Source organism: Emticicia sp. 17c, from assembly GCF_037153985.1.
GTDB lineage: Bacteria > Bacteroidota > Bacteroidia > Cytophagales > Spirosomataceae > Emticicia.
This window is the reverse complement of the sequence record NZ_JBBAYI010000001.1, coordinates 713,809-734,570: the sequence shown is the minus strand read 5'-3', so window position 1 is coordinate 734,570 and position 20,762 is coordinate 713,809. Positions and strand designations below refer to the sequence as shown.

Below are 20,762 nucleotides of genomic sequence, written 5' to 3'. Positions count from 1 at the left end.
TTGCCGAAATGCTTAACAGAAATGTATATATGTAAGATATTTGTCGACTAATGTGTTCTCTTCACACTCCCAAGTAGTTCTTTTGCCCCTTGCACAGGTAGAATTTTACCTGCCAGAATATCGGACTGTATGCGCGGAATTTTTTCTGTTACTATTGGGTCAGAAAAAAAATCTTCTTCCAATGTCTGCTGTATAAAATCATACATCCATCCCAGATTCTGCTGTTGGCGGTTTTGCTGCCAAAAGCCTGAGGTTTTTGTTTTTTCAGCATAAAGGGCAATTGTTTGCCATATTTCAAGAATTCCCTGATTTTGTAGTGCCGAGCAAGTCATAACAGGAACCACCCAACCATTAACAGGCGTAGGGTATAGGTGAAGCGCGTGTAAATATTCGAGTCGGGCATTTTGGGCTGCTTGTGCATTTTCACCATCGGTTTTGGTGATGGCAATAGCATCAGCCATCTCAATAATGCCTCTTTTGATACCTTGTAATTCATCGCCTGCACCTGCCAGCATCAGTAACAGAAAAAAGTCAACCATTCCTTTTACCACTGTTTCAGATTGCCCCACACCAACGGTTTCAACTACTATTATCTCATAACCGGCAGCTTCACACAGTAAAATGGTTTCGCGGGTTTTATTGGCTACTCCTCCTAAACTACTACCGGCAGGTGAAGGTCTGATATAAGCCAGAGGGTCATGAGCTAACTCCTCCATACGGGTTTTATCGCCCATAATACTGCCTTTGGTTAACTGGCTTGTAGGGTCAATAGCCAGCACAGCAATTTTTTTATTGAGTGAAGTAATCGTTTTTCCGAAAACTTCAATAAAAGTGCTTTTACCAACGCCAGGAACGCCCGTAATGCCAATTCTTACAGAATTACCAGTATAAGGCAATAACTGTTCGAGCAACTGCTGTGCTAGTGGTTTGTCTTGCGGTAATTGACTTTCTATGAGGGTAATAGCCCTGCTGAGTATAATCCGGTTTCCGGCCAGTATTCCGTTCATGTACTCGTTCAGAGAAAGGCGTTTTTGCATGGGTTTATTTTTTTATATTTATCAGCCCAAAAATACGGTGTTAAACTGTTTTGCATTTATAAAGCAGCATTTGGGCTGGTATTTTATTTTTTCACGAGTATTTTTTCAAGTTTCCAACAAATCTACTAACTTGCGCTCGAAATAATAAACCCCTTCACAAAAAATGAATTTTCCTTCGGATTTACGCTACACCAACGAACATGAGTGGATTAAATTAGAGAGTGGCAATGTTGCCATAGTGGGTATTACCGATTTTGCACAAGGCGAATTAGGTGATATTGTTTTTGTTGAAATTGAAACAGTAGGGCAAACTTTAGGTGCAAATGATATTTTCGGAACGGTTGAAGCTGTAAAAACAGTTTCAGACTTGTTTTTGCCAGTAGCCGGTACTGTACTGGAGGTAAATGAAGCTATTATAAAAAACCCTGAATTGTTAAATTCTGACCCTTACGGAGAAGGTTGGTTAGTTAAGATAGAAGTAAGTAATGCGGGCGATTTAGATTCTTTGTTAGATTCAGAAGCGTATCAGAAAATTATTTAATAATAATTCAGATGAGGACCGAATCAGAAATATTTTATACAGAGATGCCCTGACAAGGGCATTTTTTTTGATTTTTAATAGAAAATGAAAATTTTACTTAAATCTGTACGAATAATAGATGAACAGTCTGACCTGAACGGTCAGGTTAAAGATATATTAATTAGCGAAGGGAAAATCAGCAAAATAGCCGACACTATCACTGATGAAGCCCAACAGATAATACAAGGAGAGAATCTGCACGTGTCGTCAGGTTGGATAGATATGCGGGTATCACCTAAAGACCCGGGCTATGAATCAAAAGAAGACCTTACTTCTTTATGTCGGGCAGCAATGGCCGGAGGTTTTACTCAGATTGTAACCTTGCCTAATACAAAGCCTACTGTTCAAACCAAAGAATCGATTGCTTATTACCAGCATTTTTCTAAAACTCAACTCGTAAAAATTCTTCCGGCTGCGGCTGTAACGAAAAATTGCGAAGGAAAAGATTTTACTGAAATGCTAGACCTCCATAAAGCCGGAGCCGTTGCATTTACAGACGGAGACCACCCACTATGGAATGCTGATATTCTTTTAAAAACTTTGCAATACTTGTATCCGATTGATGGATTCCTGATGAATCGACCCGAAGAAACAAGTCTTTCATTATTCGGACAAATGCACGAGGGCATTGAAAGTACTTTACTTGGTATGAAAGGGATTCCGGCAACAGCCGAAGAGTTAAGCATTATGCGTGATTTGAAGTTGCTAGAGTATGCTTATAGCCAGATTCCCGACAAAAAAACAAATTCAGCTCTGCATTTTTCTACAATTTCGACCCGTCGAGCCGTTGAATTAATAAGAGAGGCCAAGCAAAAAGGGCTACCCGTAAGCTGCGATATAGCGGCACACCAGCTTGCATTTACAGATGCTGACTTACGAGAATTTGATACAAATCTTAAGGTAAATCCGCCTTTCAGAACGAAAAATGATATTGATGCGTTGAAAGAAGGGCTAGCCGACGGCACGATTGATACGATTGTTTCAGACCATAACCCGCAAGACGAAGAGTCTAAAAATCTGGAATTTGATATGGCCGATTTTGGAATTATAGGTTTGGAAACTGCTTTTGCAGTGGCCAATACTTTCAGTGATTTACCAATAGAAACATTAATAACAAAACTTACTCAGACACCGGCTAAACTGTTGAGGCTTTCGGAGCAATCGATAAAAGAAGGAGTTGCGGCTAATCTGACTATTTTTGACCCATCTAAAGAATGGACTTTCTCTGAAAAAGATATTCGTTCTAAATCAAAAAATACACCATTTATTGGCCGTACCTTGAAAGGTAAAGTCATTAATGTAATTAATAATACCCTCATTGCCTGAGTAAAAACTGGTTTTGCAGGTTTTCTGTTAAAAAAAGTACAGTTTCAGGGTATCAGGTTTTATTTGGTAATGAAATTAATATTCTGTAAGTGTATATTTAATTAATACGCTATGTTACGTAAACGAATTATCCGACATTCACTCATTTACGGAAGCCTTGCTGCCCTAATTTGTATTCTGGTAGCATTGATTCAGTTTTATGGGATACATAAAAGTCCGTTCGGAAGATATAAACTTCCGGCATTTGGTATTAATGTTTTATTTATATTGATTGCCATCTGGACCTACCGAGCAACTAACAGAGGTGTATTGTCGTTTGCCGAGGGCTTCTCAGTAGGTTTTCTTACAAATCTGTTTGCTGCTTTTATAACAGCTACGGCTTATTACATCTTTATAAAAATAGCTGGCGATGAGGCAATAATGCTTTGGGTAAAAGAAAATATTACTGCCATTGAAAAAATTAAAGATAGCCATATCAAAAATTTCGGCTTGCAGGATTACAACACACTCTTGAACCAAGCTAAGCAAATACCCACGGCAGGCTATGTTTTTTTAGATGAACTTGCAAAAAAACAGATATGTATTGTAGCCGTAAGTATTATTTCTCTGATTTTCAGACGACACACTTACACAATTCAATAAATAAAAATATCTTTACCTCTTTAGTATCTGTAAGCCTATATTAATATTATGGAACAACCATCAACAGCTAGAATTGCGCTTAAATGGGGAGTCATTTTTGCTATTATTATTATTATTTATTCCATAGTGCTGCACATGACAGGGCTTTGGAAAAATCCGCTTTTAACTTTTATTAGTTTTATTATATTATTACCTGGGGTTATATTAGCTGTACGAGAATATAAATTACTGAACGAAGGCTATCTGAACTTCGGAGATGGCCTCGGTACAGGAGCATTAATGGCAGCAGTTGCAGGATTAATAGCAGCAGTTTTTGGTTATATATATGTAACATTAATTGATACTACCATTTCGGGGCAAATGTTGGAAATGCAGCGGGAACGTCTGGAAGCACAGGGTTTATCGCCCGAGCGTGTGGAAGAGTTTTTGCAAAGTTATAGTTCATTCATGACACCCGGAATGATGCTCATGATTACTTGGTTTATTTATATATTTTTTGGATTCATTTGGTCGTTAATAGTATCGGTTATTCAGAAGAATAGTAGATCCGAAATGATGTTTTAATCAATGATTACAATTTTTAAAAAAGAACTTAATAGTTTTCTCAACTCGCTGGTTGCTTATATAGTTATTGGCGTATTTCTGGCACTAACTGGGCTATTCACTTGGGTTTTTGAAGGCAACGTACTCGACTACGGCTATGCAGATTTAAATAGTTTTTTTGAACTGACACCCTACATTTTTATTTTTCTGATTCCGGCCATTACTATGCGCCTGTTTTCGGAAGAATTTAAAACCGGAACAATCGAGCTGCTTTTTACTAAACCTTTAACCGACTGGCAGATTATACTGGGTAAGTTTCTGGCAGCCTTTCTATTGGTAATTATTGCATTGTTACCTACTTTTTTGTATTACTATTCGGTATACGAACTAGGAAGCCAGAAAGGTAATATTGATACACCAGCCGTTATAGGTTCTTACATAGGGTTGTTCTTTCTGGGTGGTGTTTTTGTAGCCATTGGTCTTTGGGCATCTTCCCTGACTGATAATCAGGTTGTCGCATTTATAATAGGGGCTTTGGCTTGTTTTCTGTTATATGATGGTATTCACCAATTAGCACAGTTGTTTTCTGGTTCTACGCAATACTTTATTGCTTATCTGGGGCTAAATTTTCATTATGATTCTATCAGCAGAGGGTTAATCGACTCACGCACAATTATTTATTTTGTGAGCGTAATAGGCTTAATGCTTTACTTATCCCGCTTGCAGGTATCAGCCAGAAAAAGTTAATTTTACTCTTAATACCCATAAAATTATAAATATGCAGCTTCCTATTTATCAAGTCGATGCTTTTACAAGTAAGCTCTTTGGTGGAAATCCTGCCGCTGTGGTGCCATTAAAACAGTGGATACCCGACGAACTTATGCAAAAAATTGCATTAGAAAATAATCTTTCAGAGACTGCCTTTTTTGTGCCAACTCCTAATGGGTTTCATATCAGGTGGTTTACGCCTACGGTCGAAGTAGCTTTGTGTGGCCATGCAACGCTGGCAACGGCTTATGTTGTTTTTAACGTATTGAAATATCCGTCAGACACTTTGTTGCTCGATTCAAAAAGTGGTGTTTTAAAAGTGCGTAAAACCGCAAAACTCTTAGAACTCGATTTCCCTCTTCAACAGGTTACTAAGGCTAGTCCGCCTGATGGCTTGATTGACGGAATTGGAGTAGAACCCAAAGAAATTTATCGCGCTTCTGACGATTACCTCTTAGTTTACGGTTCTCAGACTGAGATTGAAAATATCAGCCCGAATTTCAGTTTATTAAGAAAAGTAAAAGCGCGTGGAGTAATTGTTACTTCGCTGGCAAAATCTAAAAAACTTGATTTTGTGTGCCGCTTTTTCGCCCCGGGTTCAGGCATCGACGAAGACCCCGTAACTGGCTCTGCTTTTACAAAGCTAGTGCCTTTCTGGGCTGAAAAGCTGGGTAAAGATACATTTGAAGCTGAACAGATTTCGCAACGTAAAGGGCAACTTTCATGCAAGCTTGATGGCAACAGAGTATTGATGGCCGGTAATGCCAAGCTATACATGAAAGGGAAAATTACAGTTTGAGCCTCATTTTCAAACATTTCTCTTAAAAGACTTGACACCCCCTATGTTGATTTATTACCTTTGCGACCTAAAAAATTTAAGGTAAAGCAATATTTCTTTAACCTATATTTCTTCATGCAGGAAAAAAACATCCCCGAACATGAAGAAAAAAACAAAAATCTTTCGTCACAAACGAAATAGGGGAGTCTACAAAATGAAACTTTCAGAATTTAAGTTCGATTTACCTCATAGTTTAATAGCCATGTATCCTCCAGAACAACGTGATGGAGCGCGTATGATGGTTGTACACAGAAAAACCAAAAAAATTGAGCATAAGATGTTCAAGGATATAGTTGATTATTTCGGCGAAAACGATACGCTGGTAGTCAATGACACAAAGGTTTTTCCGGCCCGTTTATATGGGTCAAAAGAAAAAACAGGTGCTAAAATTGAAGTTTTCTTACTGCGCGAACTTAACCGTGAAATGCGCCTTTGGGATGTTCTGGTTGACCCAGCCAGAAAAATCAGGGTTGGTAACAAACTTTATTTTGGTGATAGTGATTTGGTTGCTGAGGTAATTGACAACACCACGTCACGCGGGCGTACTATTCGCTTTTTATTCGATGGCTCTCATGAAGAAATGATGAAAGCTATTCATGAACTAGGCGAAACCCCACTTCCGATTGACATAATTAAACGAAAAGTAACAGACCAAGACCGCGAAAGATACCAGACTATCTTTGCTGATAAAGAAGGAGCGGTTGCAGCCCCAACGGCTGGTATGCACTTTACAAGAAATGTACAACGCCGTATGGAAATTAACGGTGTTTCGTTTTGTCCTGTAACTTTGCATATCGGAATTGGTACTTTTCGTCAGGTTGATGTAGAAGACCTTACAAAGCACAAAACTGATTCAGAAAATTTCTTTATCCCTGAAAGTACTTGCAACATAGTAAACCAATCGATTGATAAAGAAGGGAAAATCTGTGCCATAGGTACAACAGTACTTAAAGCGCTTGAATCATCGGTTTCGGCAAGTAATCATTTGAAACCTATTGAAAACGGATGGACTGATAAATTTATTTTTCCTCCTTATGATTTCAAAATTACTAATGCACTTCTGACCAATTTCCACTTGCCTGAGTCAATTCTGATTATGATGTCATGTGCATTTGGTGGTTATGAGTTAATTATGAATGCCTACAACGAAGCTATTAAAGAGAAATACAAATTCTTTACTTATGGCGATGTAATGCTTATTCTCTAATAAATAATATAAGCTTTATTATGAAACCGAGAAATGTACACTTTAGCGCATTTCTCGGTTTTGTTTATACAATCAGCCTATTTAGCAGTAAAATATTTTATGGAGAAACAGAAATATGCCGTAATTGTAGCAGGCGGAAGCGGTAGCCGCATGGGAAGCGAAATTCCAAAACAATTTCTGGCTTTAGCCGGTAAACCTATTTTGTTTCATACAATTGAACAGTTTTTGCAGATTAACGGCATTCAGATTATACTCGTTTTACCCGAAAAAGATATAGCCTACTGGCATCAGACAACAGCGCAGACCTTGTTTGATAAAAACCCGTCTATCAGAATCGAGGTAGGAGGGAAGACCCGCTTTCAATCGGTCAGAAATGGTCTTAAACATGTTAAAGATAACGCATTGGTTGCAGTGCATGATGGAGTAAGGCCATTAATTGATGTTTCAATTATTGAGCAGTCGTTCCATACGGCCAATGAGTCAGGCAGTGCGGTAACGAGTGTGCTGTTAAAAGACTCGGTACGAGAGGTAATTGCAGAAAACCATAATAAAGCAGTTGACAGAACTAAGTTCAGGCTGATACAAACGCCGCAAACATTCAGGACTGAAATCATGAAAATAGCTTTTGAGGTGGAAGAACAAGCATTTTTCACTGATTGTGCCAGTGTAGTTGAGTTTGCAGGATTCGAAATCAATCTTATAGAGGGTTCTTATAAAAATATCAAAATCACTACACCCGAAGACTTGCTAATTGCCGAAGCTCTGTTAAAAGCCTAATTGCATAAATAACCAAAAGAAGAAATGTTGGTAACCGTGCTTGAGAGGTTTTCACGAATGATTTTTATGGTTTCTGGATACCCTTTTTCATTATAACTTATTTCTCGTTTTGAACGCTGGTTGGTAGCTTCTGTAAATTCTTTTCCATCAAAAAGATATAACTTCGTACTGACAATGTTGTTGTCGCCGAAAGGAACAAAGCTACTTTGAGGCCGAAAAATCCAATAAAACTGAATTTCTGGTATTCCTGAAAAGAAATTTCGTTTATCGTCAAAAGTATATTCCGAAATGCTAGGCGTGCTGGTAACATCACCCCTGAAAATACTATAAGGGTTTCCGTTAGCGTCATAATCAATGTTTCGGTTAATTCCGAGTAAATACCTGCTTGTTACACCAACCAGCCGATTTTGGGCATCATAGTCAATCACAATTTCATCTTCAATATTATTATCGGTTTTTTGTATAATACCAGTCAGTTTGTCTTTATTGTCATAAACGCCCTCAAACCGTTTAACTCTGAATGGGTTACTTTCATCTCTAACGGCTTTAACCTTTCCTTTTTGGTTGTATTCAAAAAAAACAATTACTTTATTGAGGGTATCTTTATTAATATCGATGTCGTAGCTAAACATTTTTTCAATTCTGCCATCTTTCAAAGAAATATTATCATAATGAAATGATTTATTTAATGGGTTTTCCTGAACCCATTTTTCTAATCGGCAAGGTTGAAAACTCTCTGTCTTCTGGCAAGAATTAAATATTGTAATAAGCAATAAAAAAAGGGGAATCCGTTTTACAGGCAGGTAGTTTTTATTCATAATCAGAAGATTTTAGCAAGTAGCCATTCGGGTAATAGTTTCATTAAAATTGCGAGAAAAACATATCTTTTGGTAATATAGGCTACGTTTTTTTTGGCTGCAATGGCATGGGCAATTTGTTTGGCTGCTTTTTCTGGCGTAGCAACCCAGAACATCCCCTTGTTTTGTTTGGTCATTGGGGTGTCAACAAAACCAGGGCGTATGTCTGTAACCGTAATTTCATGTTTATATTTCTTAGAACGCAAGCGAAGCCCTTCCATATAGCTTGATACAAAGGCTTTGGTTGCGTGGTATTCAGGAGCATAAGGGCTACTTCTTACAGCCGCCAGTGAAGAAACCCCAACCAACTGACCACCTCCCTTTGTTTTAAAATATTCATAAGCCCATTGTGCGATACCCACAAAGCCACGGGCATTAATATCAATCGTTTTAATTTCTTCTTCAAAACTTGCTTTGGGGAAACCAACCCCTGCATTGATAATAATGAGGTCAAAACCGCCATAAGTATCTGCCAGTAATTGAATGGTTTGTCTGGTTTTTGTAATATCGGCTACATCCATTGTGCTGGTATGTATGGTTTGATTAGGGAAACTGTTTTTTAGTGCTTCCAGAAGTTCTGTTCTTCTACCGGTAATGGTTACTTCATGCCCTTGCGAGATATATAGTTCGGCCAATGAGCGTCCGATACCAGTTGTAGCACCAATAATGATGATTTTCATAGCAGATGGTAAAAAAATAGGGTTATTGTTTAAACAATAACCCTAAAATAACAATAATAATTCGTATATGAATTAATCTGATAGACTAAATCTTACGTTAACACCTCCGGTTGTGGTTTTTCTTGGGAACGAGAAATTAGTTACGAACGGTGTATTGTTCAGATGTTCTACATAGAAATTCAGCAATACCCTTTTATTAACCTGATACGTAATACGTGGCCCCCATTGCAAGTTGTAGTAACCTTGTGTTGGCTGAGGGTCGCCGTCGAGACGTCTCTGAATAGCTTTAATGTCACGAATGGTAAACGAGAACTGTAAATTAAGGTCATTTTTTAAAGTAACCACTTTTCCGTCTCTACCTCTCAAAGGAAGTTTAACACCACTTTTCTTGAAACCGAAGTTAAATACAAAGTCATTGCTTGAGTATTCTGCTACTTGTGAATTTGATAAATTCAAAGCAGCCCTGCGTTCGCGGTTATAATCAAATCTACCGGTTATTTTACTTTTGGTTGTAAACTGAACTCCAACAAACGGCGCAAATTTTTCTTCTAATGAAATAGTACTCATAACAAAGACAGGTACAAATTGTGCTTGTTCGTTTGTCATGGTAGCTAACGGATACCCCATTACCATCAGATTCACCATAGCAGCACCATAGTCAAGCGAAGAAGTAAAATTCCCTACTGTATAAGTTGAAGTATAGCTATGGCTAATTGAAATAGATGAAAACAACTTGTTGAATGGAGCCAGATTCGCCAGCCCACTATAATCAATTCTCCAGTTAGGCATCGGGAATCTGAACTTGCTTGAGAACGGAAAACGTTGAAGATTGAGCTTGTAGGGGTCTTTACCGCTATACGCTGCAATGAATGCAGGAATAAGGACATCCTGTGAGTTAGGAATATATTCTCCTTTGTTCGAATTCATGCTCCGTAATCTTTCAGTGAATATCTCCCGATACGCCTTCATATTCTCGAAAATATCATAGTGGTAATTATTTTTAATATCTTCTTTGCTCATGTGGGCAAAGAAAGTATTAAATGACCAGAACGATGTGCTGAAATTTCCATTTCTGACAGGGCTTTGGCTGCTGTATCTGCCTGTTGAATCAATCAGATAGTATTCCTGATAACTATCACCACGGCTGAAATTACCACTGATTTGCATTCTGAAATCTTTGAATGGCTCAATAGTAGTACGATAACTGAATTTCTTTTGTATGCTTTGGGTAAATGGTTGTGTTTGTACCGTAGTTTTAGATAACCAACCTCTCTCGCCAGCTTTTATCTGAAAATCCCTCTCCTGATTACCCATAACAAAGCCTAAACCGGGAGCAAATTCATCATCAAGTCCAAAAAATCTGGGTGTACGATTAAAACCGGGTAGGATAGTAGTTTCTACTACCGAGTAGTCGTAATCAATACCTCTGACAGCCATTAGCAGGCGTGTAAACGACTTAGCCACGTTACTTGGCGGAAGTTCGATTTCTTCGTCATCGCCCGGGTTACGTGTAAATCTTTTTTGTTTAGGAGTTGGGTTATTAGCAAACCTCAGGTATTTTACTTTATTATAAAGTTTAACGAAGTCAACCTTTCCTCTAACGCCCCATTCTCTTCCATTGCGGATGGTGTTGCCGAATGCTACGCCAAATTCATCTTTAATATTATAGGAAGCTGCCTGAAAATTAAAATTATTGTTGTACTTAGCATCAGCGGTTACCCAGTCGAGCAAAAAGAATTTATCTAGTGGCAAGCGATAAGTAAACCTCATGTCCTGATTAAAGTTCTTGGCTCTACCTAAACGAAGTATATTACGATAAATAGAATCGGCTTTGGTTTTTGTATTAATGTCGCCTAGTGGCTCATCAATAATAGCGTTCATAGAAGCCGAATAATTGAACAGAATACTCTTAGTAAGATTCCATTGTAAATCGTAGAATCGGTTCATTAAGAAATACTTTTCGTACATCGGAATAACTCCGTTAGTAGTTAAATCAGCACTTCTTAATTGTGTTTTGGCGAAGTTTCGGTCAAAATCTGTTCTGAATGCAATAACCGTTGGCAAAGGAGAAAAATTAAGGTCTTTCAGCCAGTACAGGAATGGGCGGTCGAGTTTTTTATTGTTCTTAAAAGGCTCCCAGTTTATTTGTTTGGGCTGGAACTGATACGTAAGCCCACCTTTATATTGATTAAGGGTATAATCATCAATCAATATATTACTTCTGCTTACATTATTCTGAGCATAAGTAAAGGCAAAGTTCTCGATGTCGTAGAAATGTTGTTTGGCCCCCTCTCTTGTTTTAATTTTTCTTACATTTGAAAAGTTGAATCCTCGTCGGGTATTTTCATCAACAACCATTCGCCTGAACGCTTCTCTTTTGATAGGGTCAGTAATATTATTCAACGCATTTTCAAGAGGCATATCAGGGTCGAGCGGATTGAAATGTGGCACAACCAACTGTTTATCGAAATTAACAAAGAATGGAATTTTAAGTCCCCAGTTTTCAGGGAAGAATTTATCTAGTTCAATATTTGACGCAATACCAAAACCTTTGCCTGTTTCACGAGCACGCTCCGAAATTTTATCCTGTACGCCTCCAAAACCAAAAGTTTTTAAATTGCCATTAATAGTTACTGTGGCGAGGTCGGCCAGTTTAATATTGGCTGCAAGTAACCCGGCGTCGCCAGAGGTCTGGTCAAACCCATAAGCTCGTAGTTCATCAACCCACACAGTAAAGGTATTAGGTTGCTCATCTGGTGATTTAGGGTTACGTACCCCCACCATGATGGTCAATACGGCACTTAAATCTGGATTCCCCAGCACGGTTATTTTATAGCTATTGTTTTCGGTGCCTTCATCCATACTGCCTGCAGCTGTACCCGAATACGGCACAGTAATATTTTTGGCGTTGCGGTTACGTTCACCTTTTAGTGCTACCAAATCTTGCAGGGCTACATCAATAAAATTTTCTTTAGGCCATATAACGTTTTCATCTATCGAGCCATTAGGGGTTATTTTTAGTTGAGGAACCTCTATTTCGTAATAATTCTGAGTAAGGTCTGTACCAATTCTGATAAACACACCTCCCACTGTTTTTTCATCTCCGGCTTCGTTTTCAGCATGAACAAACATTCTTAATCTTTTGTAATTAAGCATATCTACCCGTGTGTTTTTGAAAACCCCTCTTGAGTCTCCATCGCGCAGATTTGTAACAGCCAATGACATCGACTGTTCGTTAAACTTCACGTTGAATTGTTGTTGGGTAACATCTTGGTCGCGAATAAAGCCCGGCGGTACTTTATAAGGGGTTTTACCAGCTTTTATATTACAGTTTTGTCCATCTTCGGCACAACCATTTTCTTCAATACTTACAATACCCATTTTAAACTTGGCATCATAAGGTTCAGGAACTTCTGTTAAACCCGCCTGACTCAGATTTTTATCATAAGTACGGTACTGGTTTGATTCTAATTGTAAAGTAGCAAAACGCAAAACTACTGGTTGTTCAAAATCAGAGAGGAGCATTCGCATAAATCTGACAGACTTAAAGCCGTTGATGTCGCCAAATTTGCGAGTAAACTGTTTTAATGGTACCCTGAAAAGATACCACGTGGCTTGTGTGCCGGGTACTGTTAGCTGGTCTACTATAAAGCCATTGCCTACACCTAGTCTGTTTGGCAGAAGGTCAATTTCGTACTCGTAATAATTTTCAACATCATTAATTGTATTATCGCCGTTGATGTCTTCTTTATCGGGTGTTACCGAATTGGCAAGTGTAGGGCTGGTGCTTGATGTATTATTGGTTTGTGGAGAGTTGTTTTCAACTCCCAAATAATTTTTAAAACGCTCTAGTAACGACTGGTTGGCCCCAAATGTCGGGTCAATAAAGAACTTGAAATCATCGCCTGATGGGTCTTGTTCTAAAGCACTATAAGCACTTGGGCTAACTTTACCACGTACATTAGTAAGAAATTGTTGTATATGGGGGAACGTTCTTTCTTCTGCGTTACTTAAACCGTCAAGCCCAACATCCTGTTTCTCTCTTGAGCCTTCCTGATTATCAAAAGCATCTGTCATAAACTGCACACTAGGAGCTTTTCCCCAGCGCGTCTGTACGGGTTGAGAAGCTGTTCCGCCATTAGGCAAGAGGCCGTTTTCAAAGTTGTTTCTACTATCAGGAATAAAATCTTCTGAAATATCTCCCAAGTGAAATTTAAGTTTTCCTCCTGTTGTGTTTACTTTATTGCCATTAGGCGAGCCATCACGAACTACATCTTTGAAAGGGTCGAGTAGCCAGAAAGTAAGGTATTCGGTATTGGCATTGTCAAAATCATTGTCGGCTGTTATGCCACGCATAATAGCTCCGAAATTTTGTTTCGGATTGGGCAAATAACCATTATTATTCAGGTTCGGGTTATAGTTATATAGCCCCCTTTCAGCTGGGAAATACGATACATCCAAAATATTAACCGGCACAGACTGGCTGTAAGTCGGAATCGATTTACCCGGAAAAAGTTGCGTTGGGCTAAAGGCTTTTTCGTAAAGGTTGTTATTGGCAGATTCCTGAACTTCGGCCGGTAGCACAGTTGAGCCGCCTCCAAAGCCACCTTCAAAGTAGGTACTCTGGTCAATCGTATAAACTGAAATTTTTGCCCTACGATAATTATAATCGTAATTAGTGGCACTTCCCTGAAAACCCTCTGGCGTAGTACCGGGTCTCCAACGTGTAGGCTGGCGTGTTAAGTCATTGATATTTCTGGTGGCCTCAAAGTCGTCAATCATAGCGTTACCGCTGATACGCTTGTTATTTACCGAAGGGAAGAGTTTGGCGTATTCGGCAGTAAACTGAATAGCCGACATCTCTTTTGTCTGAATAAGAGGGAGCGCATCAAGGAATCGGGTCAGAAAACGGGCATCTTTCCTGTAATTAATATCCAGACCTACAATAGTATTATTGACGGGCTCTTGCCCAATAGCAATACGGGTCATGAACGCAGGGGTACTTTCGCGCAGGGTCATGGCCGTAGCACCAATATGAATATCTTTGCTAAGGTTATAGTCAAGCCTTGCACCCAACATCATTCTGATTTGCGTATTGAATAAATCAGGTTTTTCCCATTCAATTCTAATCTGACGTGCCGAGTTCAGCACGCTTTGGTTCAGAATTTTTATTTTACCCTGTTGTGGGTCAACCATGTAGTCAACGCCTTCTTGAAGTTGAATGCCTCCGGCAAAAATCCGTACCGATTGCCCCGATGCCCCCAAAGGTAGCATTATTTCAGAAGAGTTGCTGGCCTGAAGACTTCCACGAATAAAAAACTTGTTTTTTGTAGTTACCTGTTGGGCATCTGTCAGTGTAGTACGGTATAACTCATTAAAAACATATTTATCTTTCAGAATCTGTTCGTCGGTATCGAAGTATTTTTCGAGGTTACTACCAAAGGGTTCCAGTACAGGGAAAATCAGTTTTCCCATTTTAGTATCAATGGTAACATCTTCAACGAAATCGAAATTCCCGTCTCCATCAGGTAGTTGCGGGTCATTGTTTGGATTAAGCCTATCCAGATTCATAATCCGAATCAATGGGATATTCTGTAATCGACGGCCTTCCTGCAAGTTAGGGTTGTCAATACCTGTACGGTCATCTTTGTAAATAATTCTGAGTTGAAAACCTTGCTTTCCAATACCCGGAACACCTAGCGAATAAATGTTCTTCATCATCAGGTCCCACATAGGGGCGTTGGTACGGTTACGGATGGTAGAAGATTTTAGTAATTTAAGCATAATTACTTCGTTTTCCTGACGTGAAGAGTAATCTTCTGTCAGTTCTCCTACCTTAAATGGGCGACCGTTGTAAGTATACTCATAGGCAACTGCCAGAACTTCGTCGTTTCTTAGCGGTGTTACCAACGATATATAACCTAATTCAGCATTAAATTTGTATTCTTTTTCTGTCAGTCGTTTAGCCCCTCTTAGAATTTCGTAGTCGATACCTTTTTTTAGACCTAACCCATTTAATGAAGAAGTTGTAGTATCTATTTTTCTGAAAGCAGGATTATTGTTCAGTTGGTCATACAATGGAGTAGCTTTGTTGTTAACGGGTTCATAGCCAGTTCCAGATTTCTTGTCACCCAAGTCTGTAAAAGCTACGAGGTTACGCATCGATTCAACCGTATTGGTACGGTTTGTTACATATACTTCAATACGTGTGATTTTTACCCCCGAAAGTATCAAAGGTAAATTCCGTAAGGCTCTTTCATAATTACTTCTGAAAAACTGCGCCAGAAAAAAGTGTCTGTTTTCTTCGTAATTATCAAAGCGAATTTCAAATGTTCTGTTCTGTGTACCGCCGTTCAATACAATTGATTCTGTTCGGGAGCGTTGTTGTGCAACTACTGTGGTAACATCGAGCTTGCCAAAACGAAAACCTGTTTTAAGCCCAAACAGATTCTGAACACCGGGTATTAACTGGCTTTTAACAGGCATACTCACATTTCCGGCTTCAACTTTTTGTAAAATGTCTTCGGGCTGATTTTTAAAATTAAGTTTTAACTGGTTTTCAAAGTTAAAAGCTGCCTTTGTATCAAGGTTGGTGAGCATTCCGAGCTTTTCACCAATTTGTCCATTAAAGTTTATATTGATTTGCTCGTCAAAGTTAAAAATTGTCTGGCGTCGCTGAATAAGTGGCAAGAAGGGGTTGTCGATAAATTGGTTAATAAGTTTGAAATCAAGCATAACAAAGCCATTTGGCTTTAGTTTGTCAATCATGTTGCCACCAAAAATTCTATCAACAATCGGGTTTTTCTGAATCAGCGGCCTTAATCCTCTGTCACTTGTAGCACTCTTACCATCTTGAAGGTTCTCATAATCTCTTAAAATACTACGCCTTACATACGCATTCTGAATACTCGAATATTCGTTAAATGTTAAAGACTGTGGTACTTTATAATCAATACTTTTGCCTATTTTTTCGGTAATTGAAATATCTTTTGAGTCAGGAGAAAGGCTAAAATCATTGGTGATATTGCTAGGGTCTTTTAAGTAAAAAGGTGATTGTGGGATACTCTGCGCATAACGGTTCAGATATCGGTCCTGCCAGCGATAAGAAGCCTCCCTTCCTGTTCTGACTATGACTGTATCTTTTACCGGAACAGAAAGAGTATCAATGATATTTTCTCCAGCTTTGCCTGCTCTACCTTTGCGGGCTGCCTCTTTCTTTTTGATTAATTGAGCTCCTGCCTTCTCACTTATTAATCCAAAGCTGAAAATAAAAATAAAAAAAGGTAAAAATTTTTTTATAAATAGCTGTCTGAACATAAAATATTTAGGGAGTATCAATAGGTACTTTACACTTAACGACTAAAATCTTGCCAATAGTCTATAAGAAATAAGAAAAAATTGTACACTTGTTGTAAAACAAGCTTCCTCCAGATTTTATAATTGATGAAAGCAAAAAATCAGGCTAAATAGCCTGAATAGTTTCTGAAAGTTTTTATAGCTACGCTCTGCCTAGCGGAGCGCTAATTTAATTAGTTGTTCCAGTGTGATATCGTTTCCTTCGCGTTTAAGAATTGTATCGATACTTTTTTCTGCGGCAGCCCGTTGAATACCCAATGTAACAAGGGCCGTGAGGGCCTCGCTACGTAAAGCGGCGTTGGCAGGGGCAAAAATGTTAGGAGTAACGCCACCTGCGAGTGCTTCTTTTTTAAGTTTATCTTTTAATTCAATAATGGCTCGCTGTGCAGTTTTTAGCCCAATACCCTTTATACTTTGAATAACACGCACATCTTCTGATACAATTGCCTGCTTGATTTCTGATGATGACAAAGAAGAAAGCATAATAATAGCCGTACTAGGGCCAATGCCTGAAACCCCGATGAGGTCTTCAAATAATTCTTTTTCGGCTGCATCATAAAAGCCAAAGAGCGTGTGTGAGTCTTCACGCACTATGAGCAATGTATGTAGTTTACACCGCTCACCTGTATTATGAAGTGCCGCATAAGTTTGAAGCGAAATTTTTACAAGGTAACCCACCCCTGAAACATCAATAATTACATAGGTTGGGTCTTTATAGGCAAGTTTGCCATCAAGATAAGCAATCATATTATTTTACAGAAGGTTATTCTGTAATAACTAGTTTAATGATTAGTAACTAACGTTTAACTGATGTAAAGAAATGAAAAATAAAGCAATTTTTACACTATTTTACAAGATTAAATCGTAAACCACCACTAATTTGGGCATTCAGAAAGAAAGGTGAAGGCAATGCTTCAAGGTAAATGCCTGCATCTATAAAGAAGCCTATCTGTTGGTTAGGTAATTTGAATTCAACTCCGGCTGTTCCGGTAGGCCCTAAAGATATTTTACTTACCGATTTAATGCTTTCGTTTTTCCAAGCATCAGGAAAATGCCTTCTTGAATTGATTTGTCCACCAAAACCATAGTAGGCATGCGCCCAGTCTCGATTAAAAATGGCAGTATGAAAAATGTATATGCCCTGAATCATCAAGCCCGCAGTTTTGTATTCACCATTATTGTAGCGGCGGTCGTTGTTATAAATTAACCCGTAGGTGCCTACATTCACATCAAAAGCTCTGTCGCCGTTCTGAAAGTATTTTCTAAGATTAAAACCTAAAGGTTCGCCAATGCGGAATCCTGCTGCCCAATTATAATCATATTGCGCTTTTGATTCTGTAAAAGAAGTCAGGATTAGTACAGGAATAACCAAAAACAGTAGTTTTTTCATGCTTTGATTTTTAATAATTCGTAAGGATATACAACAAATATAATGACAATTTAACGAATAAAATCCCTTATTTATTCAATAAAAAAGCGTCTGATTTTATAATCAGACGCAAAAAATGACTTTTGGTCACGCTGATTACTGAACTAAATCAGCGTTAGATAAAATGTAGTTTAACTCATTAATATCGTCGGCGTTCAGTTTAAGTGTACCTTTAACTGTTATTCTGTCATCGGTGTTAAATCTTTTGGTAGTTTTCTTGAATTTTACCTGAACAACCGACTCAGGACCAGCCTGACCACAGAAAAAACATGAACTATAAGGATTTGCTGAAAGAACATACATATTGGCATCTACGTCAACAGGAATCATGTAGCCTGTTAAAATTACTTCTTTGCCTTGTAGGCCTGCCACCTTTTGCCCAAAAGTAGGGTAAAGTATAAACATCGACTCTTCTGCACTCCATTTTTTCTTGAAAGTAACGTCTCTCAATGTTTCCCAAGTAATTTTTGTAGGTTCTTCAAGGAACCCAAACGACATAGACCCTAATAAAATAAGATTAATGATGAAGTATTTTGATAGACTTTTCATATTTGTCATACCCTTTTTCTGAAAAAAAGGCTTGTTTAGTTTATAGATGTTGCTCTCAATAAAGTGTGAGCTTATGAAATTATTGTATAAAATTAAAAGATAATTTATTCTTCAGCAAGCGTTCTTGAAATATTCAGCCTATAAATGTTAATTGACGGCAACGCTGCTGCCAGAATTCCAATCGTTAAAGCACCAATAAACAGGTAAATTTCGCCCGTTTGAAGTGCCATCTGGCTAACATCAAAGTGGAATTTTTTACTTAACTGATTTGAAATCAAAATAATTCCAATTCGGCTGAGTGCTACGCCTGCCATAAATCCAAATAAGGATAACAATACACCTTCAAGCAAGAGCATTAAGAACAGACGTGTGCGGCTGGCACCCATCGACAGCATTAATGCCATTTCGTATTTTCGTTCTTTCAGCGAGTTATACAATGAAACAAATACACTTATGCCTGAAATAAGCATAATAACTGCGGCTAAAATCTGTAAACCATCAATGCCGATACCCAATAGCTCAAATAGCCGATTTACCTCTATTGAGGGTAAGGCAGCCTGAAGTTTGGAGTTCTGGTTGATATTTCGGGGCATACTCATTAACCCCATTGGCGACCTGAATTTTATAAGCGCACTCGTAATTTCGCGTTTAGCCTCTTGCGCTTCGGCTTCTGGCTCAGTTGTTGGCTCATCATGATGCGTTGTGTCGGCATCGGCTTCGGAATGTTCTTCTTTATGTTCATGAATATGCCACACACTGTTAAGGCTGGTTAGTACCAGATTATCAATTACTGAGTTGTTAAATTCCAGAATACCAACCACTTTATATTTATTGTCGCCATGGACTTCTCCGGCAGCATCAAGCCCATGAGAACTCGAGAAAGTATCGCCAATTTTTAGCCCTGTACTTGAGGCTACTTGCGCGCCTAATACTACGTCCAAGTCTTTTTTGAACATAGCACCAGTGGCTATTTTTGTTTTAAAATGTTCAAAATATTTTTTGTTGGTGCCTAAAATCCGATAACCCTGATAATTGTCGCCCATCGAAAGGGGAATCATTTCTTTCACGAGCGGATTTTGGGCAATCTCCTGTACATCGTTCAGGTAAACATTACCAGTTGGATTGTCAATCTGATAGACACTTGATAATATTAGTTGAAGTGGACTTCCTTTGGCACCCACTACCATATCAATCCCGCTGATGTTTTTAGCAAATTTATCCTGTAACTGCTTGCCTAATAGAAGCAGCAAAGAAATAATGGCAATGCCGAGTGTCATTAATAAGACACACAAAAAACTATTAAGTTTTTTGTCTAATATGTTTTTCCAACTGATTTTCAGAAGCATTTTACTCCGATATTTTAAGTAAATTTAGTATAGGGTTTTATGATGCCTGACAAGGGCCTAGTTGAGTATTATCTTATTCGAAAACTTATCTTTCAGGCGTTGGTCGTGGGTTACGATTACGAGCGATGCCCCAATGTTTTTCGATTGGCTTTCTAATAACTGTATAACTTTCTCACAGTTTTCATCATCAAGGTTCGATGTTGGCTCATCTGCCAGAATCACCTGTGGGCTGTTCATCAAGGCACGGGCTATGCTTACTCTTTGCTGTTCGCCACCACTCAGTAGTGTAGTTTTTTTGTCGAGTAATTCGGCAAAACCTAAACTTTGGGCTAGTTGTACAGCTTTTTCTTTAGCTAAGCCTTTATCGGCCAGATAATTGGCAAGCAGCAGGTTATCGAGTACGCTCAACGAACTTACAAAATGAGATTTCTGGTAAATGATACCTAAGTGGGTAGCACGAGCTTTGGCCGCATCTTTGGCACTCAGTTGTGCAAACTCTTCGGTATTGATTTGAATAGAACCACTTTTGGGTTGAAGCAATAGTGCCAATAAATGTAATAAAGTGGTTTTGCCAGTACCTGAATTACCTAGTATCAGTAAGGTTTCGCCATCGTTACATGCAAAAGAAGGAAAACTGAATTGCTTTTGCGCATTATAGGCAAATGTAAGGTTGGTGCAAGTGAGCATTTAGGGTAATTTTTGTTCAAAGATAAGTATTTGCAACTGTATTGCACAAGCGTTTTATTGCCTGTTTATCAAAATTTAATCTAAAACTACAACGCATCAATGTTTTTAGAAAAAAATACAGGGGTTTTCTGAAAAAATAA

At 38.5% G+C, this 20,762-nt stretch carries 17 protein-coding genes; 8 read left to right on the top strand and 9 right to left on the bottom strand.

The genetic code is table 11. The features are described 5' to 3' along the window. Positions 1 to 47 precede the first annotated feature (47 nt). On the bottom strand, positions 48 to 1,037 hold the full coding sequence (gene meaB, locus WAA15_RS03080) for a methylmalonyl Co-A mutase-associated GTPase MeaB (protein WP_337040953.1): 990 nt from the start codon (positions 1,035 to 1,037) through the stop codon (positions 48 to 50). A gap of 163 nt (positions 1,038 to 1,200) precedes the next feature. Between meaB and gcvH the strand changes: the two genes are divergently transcribed. From gcvH to WAA15_RS03040, 8 genes are all read left to right on the top strand, one after another. Further along, entirely contained in the window at positions 1,201 to 1,578 is a 378-nt protein-coding gene (gene gcvH / locus WAA15_RS03075; protein ID WP_337040952.1) for a glycine cleavage system protein GcvH, read from the top strand. 84 nt (positions 1,579 to 1,662) lie between these two features. After that, positions 1,663 to 2,943: a dihydroorotase gene (locus WAA15_RS03070; protein ID WP_337040951.1), complete on the top strand. Its 1,281-nt coding sequence runs from the start codon at positions 1,663 to 1,665 to the stop codon at positions 2,941 to 2,943. Positions 2,944 to 3,054: 111 nt separating this feature from the next. Next, positions 3,055 to 3,585 (top strand): DUF4199 domain-containing protein, encoded by a 531-nt coding sequence (locus WAA15_RS03065; protein WP_337040950.1) that lies wholly within the window; start codon positions 3,055 to 3,057, stop codon positions 3,583 to 3,585. Positions 3,586 to 3,633: 48 nt separating this feature from the next. Continuing rightward, a complete protein-coding gene (locus WAA15_RS03060) occupies positions 3,634 to 4,149 on the top strand; it encodes a DUF4199 domain-containing protein (RefSeq protein WP_337040949.1) in 516 nt (171 codons plus the stop codon). Positions 4,150 to 4,152: 3 nt separating this feature from the next. Beyond that, a complete protein-coding gene (gene gldF / locus WAA15_RS03055) occupies positions 4,153 to 4,875 on the top strand; it encodes a gliding motility-associated ABC transporter permease subunit GldF (protein WP_337040948.1) in 723 nt (240 codons plus the stop codon). A 31-nt stretch (positions 4,876 to 4,906) separates the two neighbouring features. Further along, positions 4,907 to 5,695 carry a PhzF family phenazine biosynthesis protein gene (locus WAA15_RS03050; protein ID WP_337040947.1) on the top strand — a complete coding sequence of 263 codons (789 nt, stop codon included), beginning with the start codon at positions 4,907 to 4,909 and terminating at the stop codon, positions 5,693 to 5,695. A gap of 193 nt (positions 5,696 to 5,888) precedes the next feature. After that, positions 5,889 to 6,941: a tRNA preQ1(34) S-adenosylmethionine ribosyltransferase-isomerase QueA gene (queA, locus tag WAA15_RS03045; RefSeq protein WP_337040946.1), complete on the top strand. Its 1,053-nt coding sequence runs from the start codon at positions 5,889 to 5,891 to the stop codon at positions 6,939 to 6,941. Between the two features lie 99 nt (positions 6,942 to 7,040). Beyond that, complete coding sequence (locus tag WAA15_RS03040) at positions 7,041 to 7,718, top strand: 2-C-methyl-D-erythritol 4-phosphate cytidylyltransferase (RefSeq protein ID WP_337040944.1); 678 nt, start codon at positions 7,041 to 7,043, stop codon at positions 7,716 to 7,718. On the opposite strand, the gene WAA15_RS03035 is transcribed toward WAA15_RS03040, so the two are convergent. The 8 genes from WAA15_RS03035 to WAA15_RS03000 form a co-directional block, all read right to left on the bottom strand. Then, complete coding sequence (locus WAA15_RS03035) at positions 7,715 to 8,536, bottom strand: hypothetical protein (protein WP_337040943.1); 822 nt, start codon at positions 8,534 to 8,536, stop codon at positions 7,715 to 7,717. The genes WAA15_RS03040 and WAA15_RS03035 overlap by 4 nt on opposite strands. Positions 8,537 to 8,538: 2 nt before the next feature. Next, positions 8,539 to 9,255 (bottom strand): SDR family NAD(P)-dependent oxidoreductase, encoded by a 717-nt coding sequence (locus WAA15_RS03030; protein WP_337040942.1) that lies wholly within the window; start codon positions 9,253 to 9,255, stop codon positions 8,539 to 8,541. A 72-nt stretch (positions 9,256 to 9,327) separates the two neighbouring features. Then, positions 9,328 to 16,572, bottom strand: a complete 7,245-nt coding sequence (gene sov / locus WAA15_RS03025; RefSeq protein ID WP_337040941.1) for a T9SS outer membrane translocon Sov/SprA — start codon at positions 16,570 to 16,572, stop codon at positions 9,328 to 9,330. A gap of 192 nt (positions 16,573 to 16,764) precedes the next feature. Next, entirely contained in the window at positions 16,765 to 17,358 is a 594-nt protein-coding gene (ruvA, locus tag WAA15_RS03020; RefSeq protein ID WP_337040940.1) for a Holliday junction branch migration protein RuvA, read from the bottom strand. A gap of 97 nt (positions 17,359 to 17,455) precedes the next feature. Continuing rightward, positions 17,456 to 18,001 (bottom strand): hypothetical protein, encoded by a 546-nt coding sequence (locus WAA15_RS03015; protein WP_337040939.1) that lies wholly within the window; start codon positions 17,999 to 18,001, stop codon positions 17,456 to 17,458. Positions 18,002 to 18,136: 135 nt separating this feature from the next. Then, positions 18,137 to 18,538 (bottom strand): DUF3299 domain-containing protein, encoded by a 402-nt coding sequence (locus WAA15_RS03010; protein ID WP_442892754.1) that lies wholly within the window; start codon positions 18,536 to 18,538, stop codon positions 18,137 to 18,139. Positions 18,539 to 18,693: 155 nt separating this feature from the next. After that, on the bottom strand, positions 18,694 to 19,935 hold the full coding sequence (locus tag WAA15_RS03005; RefSeq protein ID WP_337040936.1) for an ABC transporter permease: 1,242 nt from the start codon (positions 19,933 to 19,935) through the stop codon (positions 18,694 to 18,696). A 57-nt stretch (positions 19,936 to 19,992) separates the two neighbouring features. Continuing rightward, positions 19,993 to 20,622, bottom strand: coding sequence for an ABC transporter ATP-binding protein (locus tag WAA15_RS03000; RefSeq protein ID WP_337040934.1), 630 nt, complete (start codon positions 20,620 to 20,622; stop codon positions 19,993 to 19,995). Between the last annotated feature and the right edge of the window lie 140 nt (positions 20,623 to 20,762).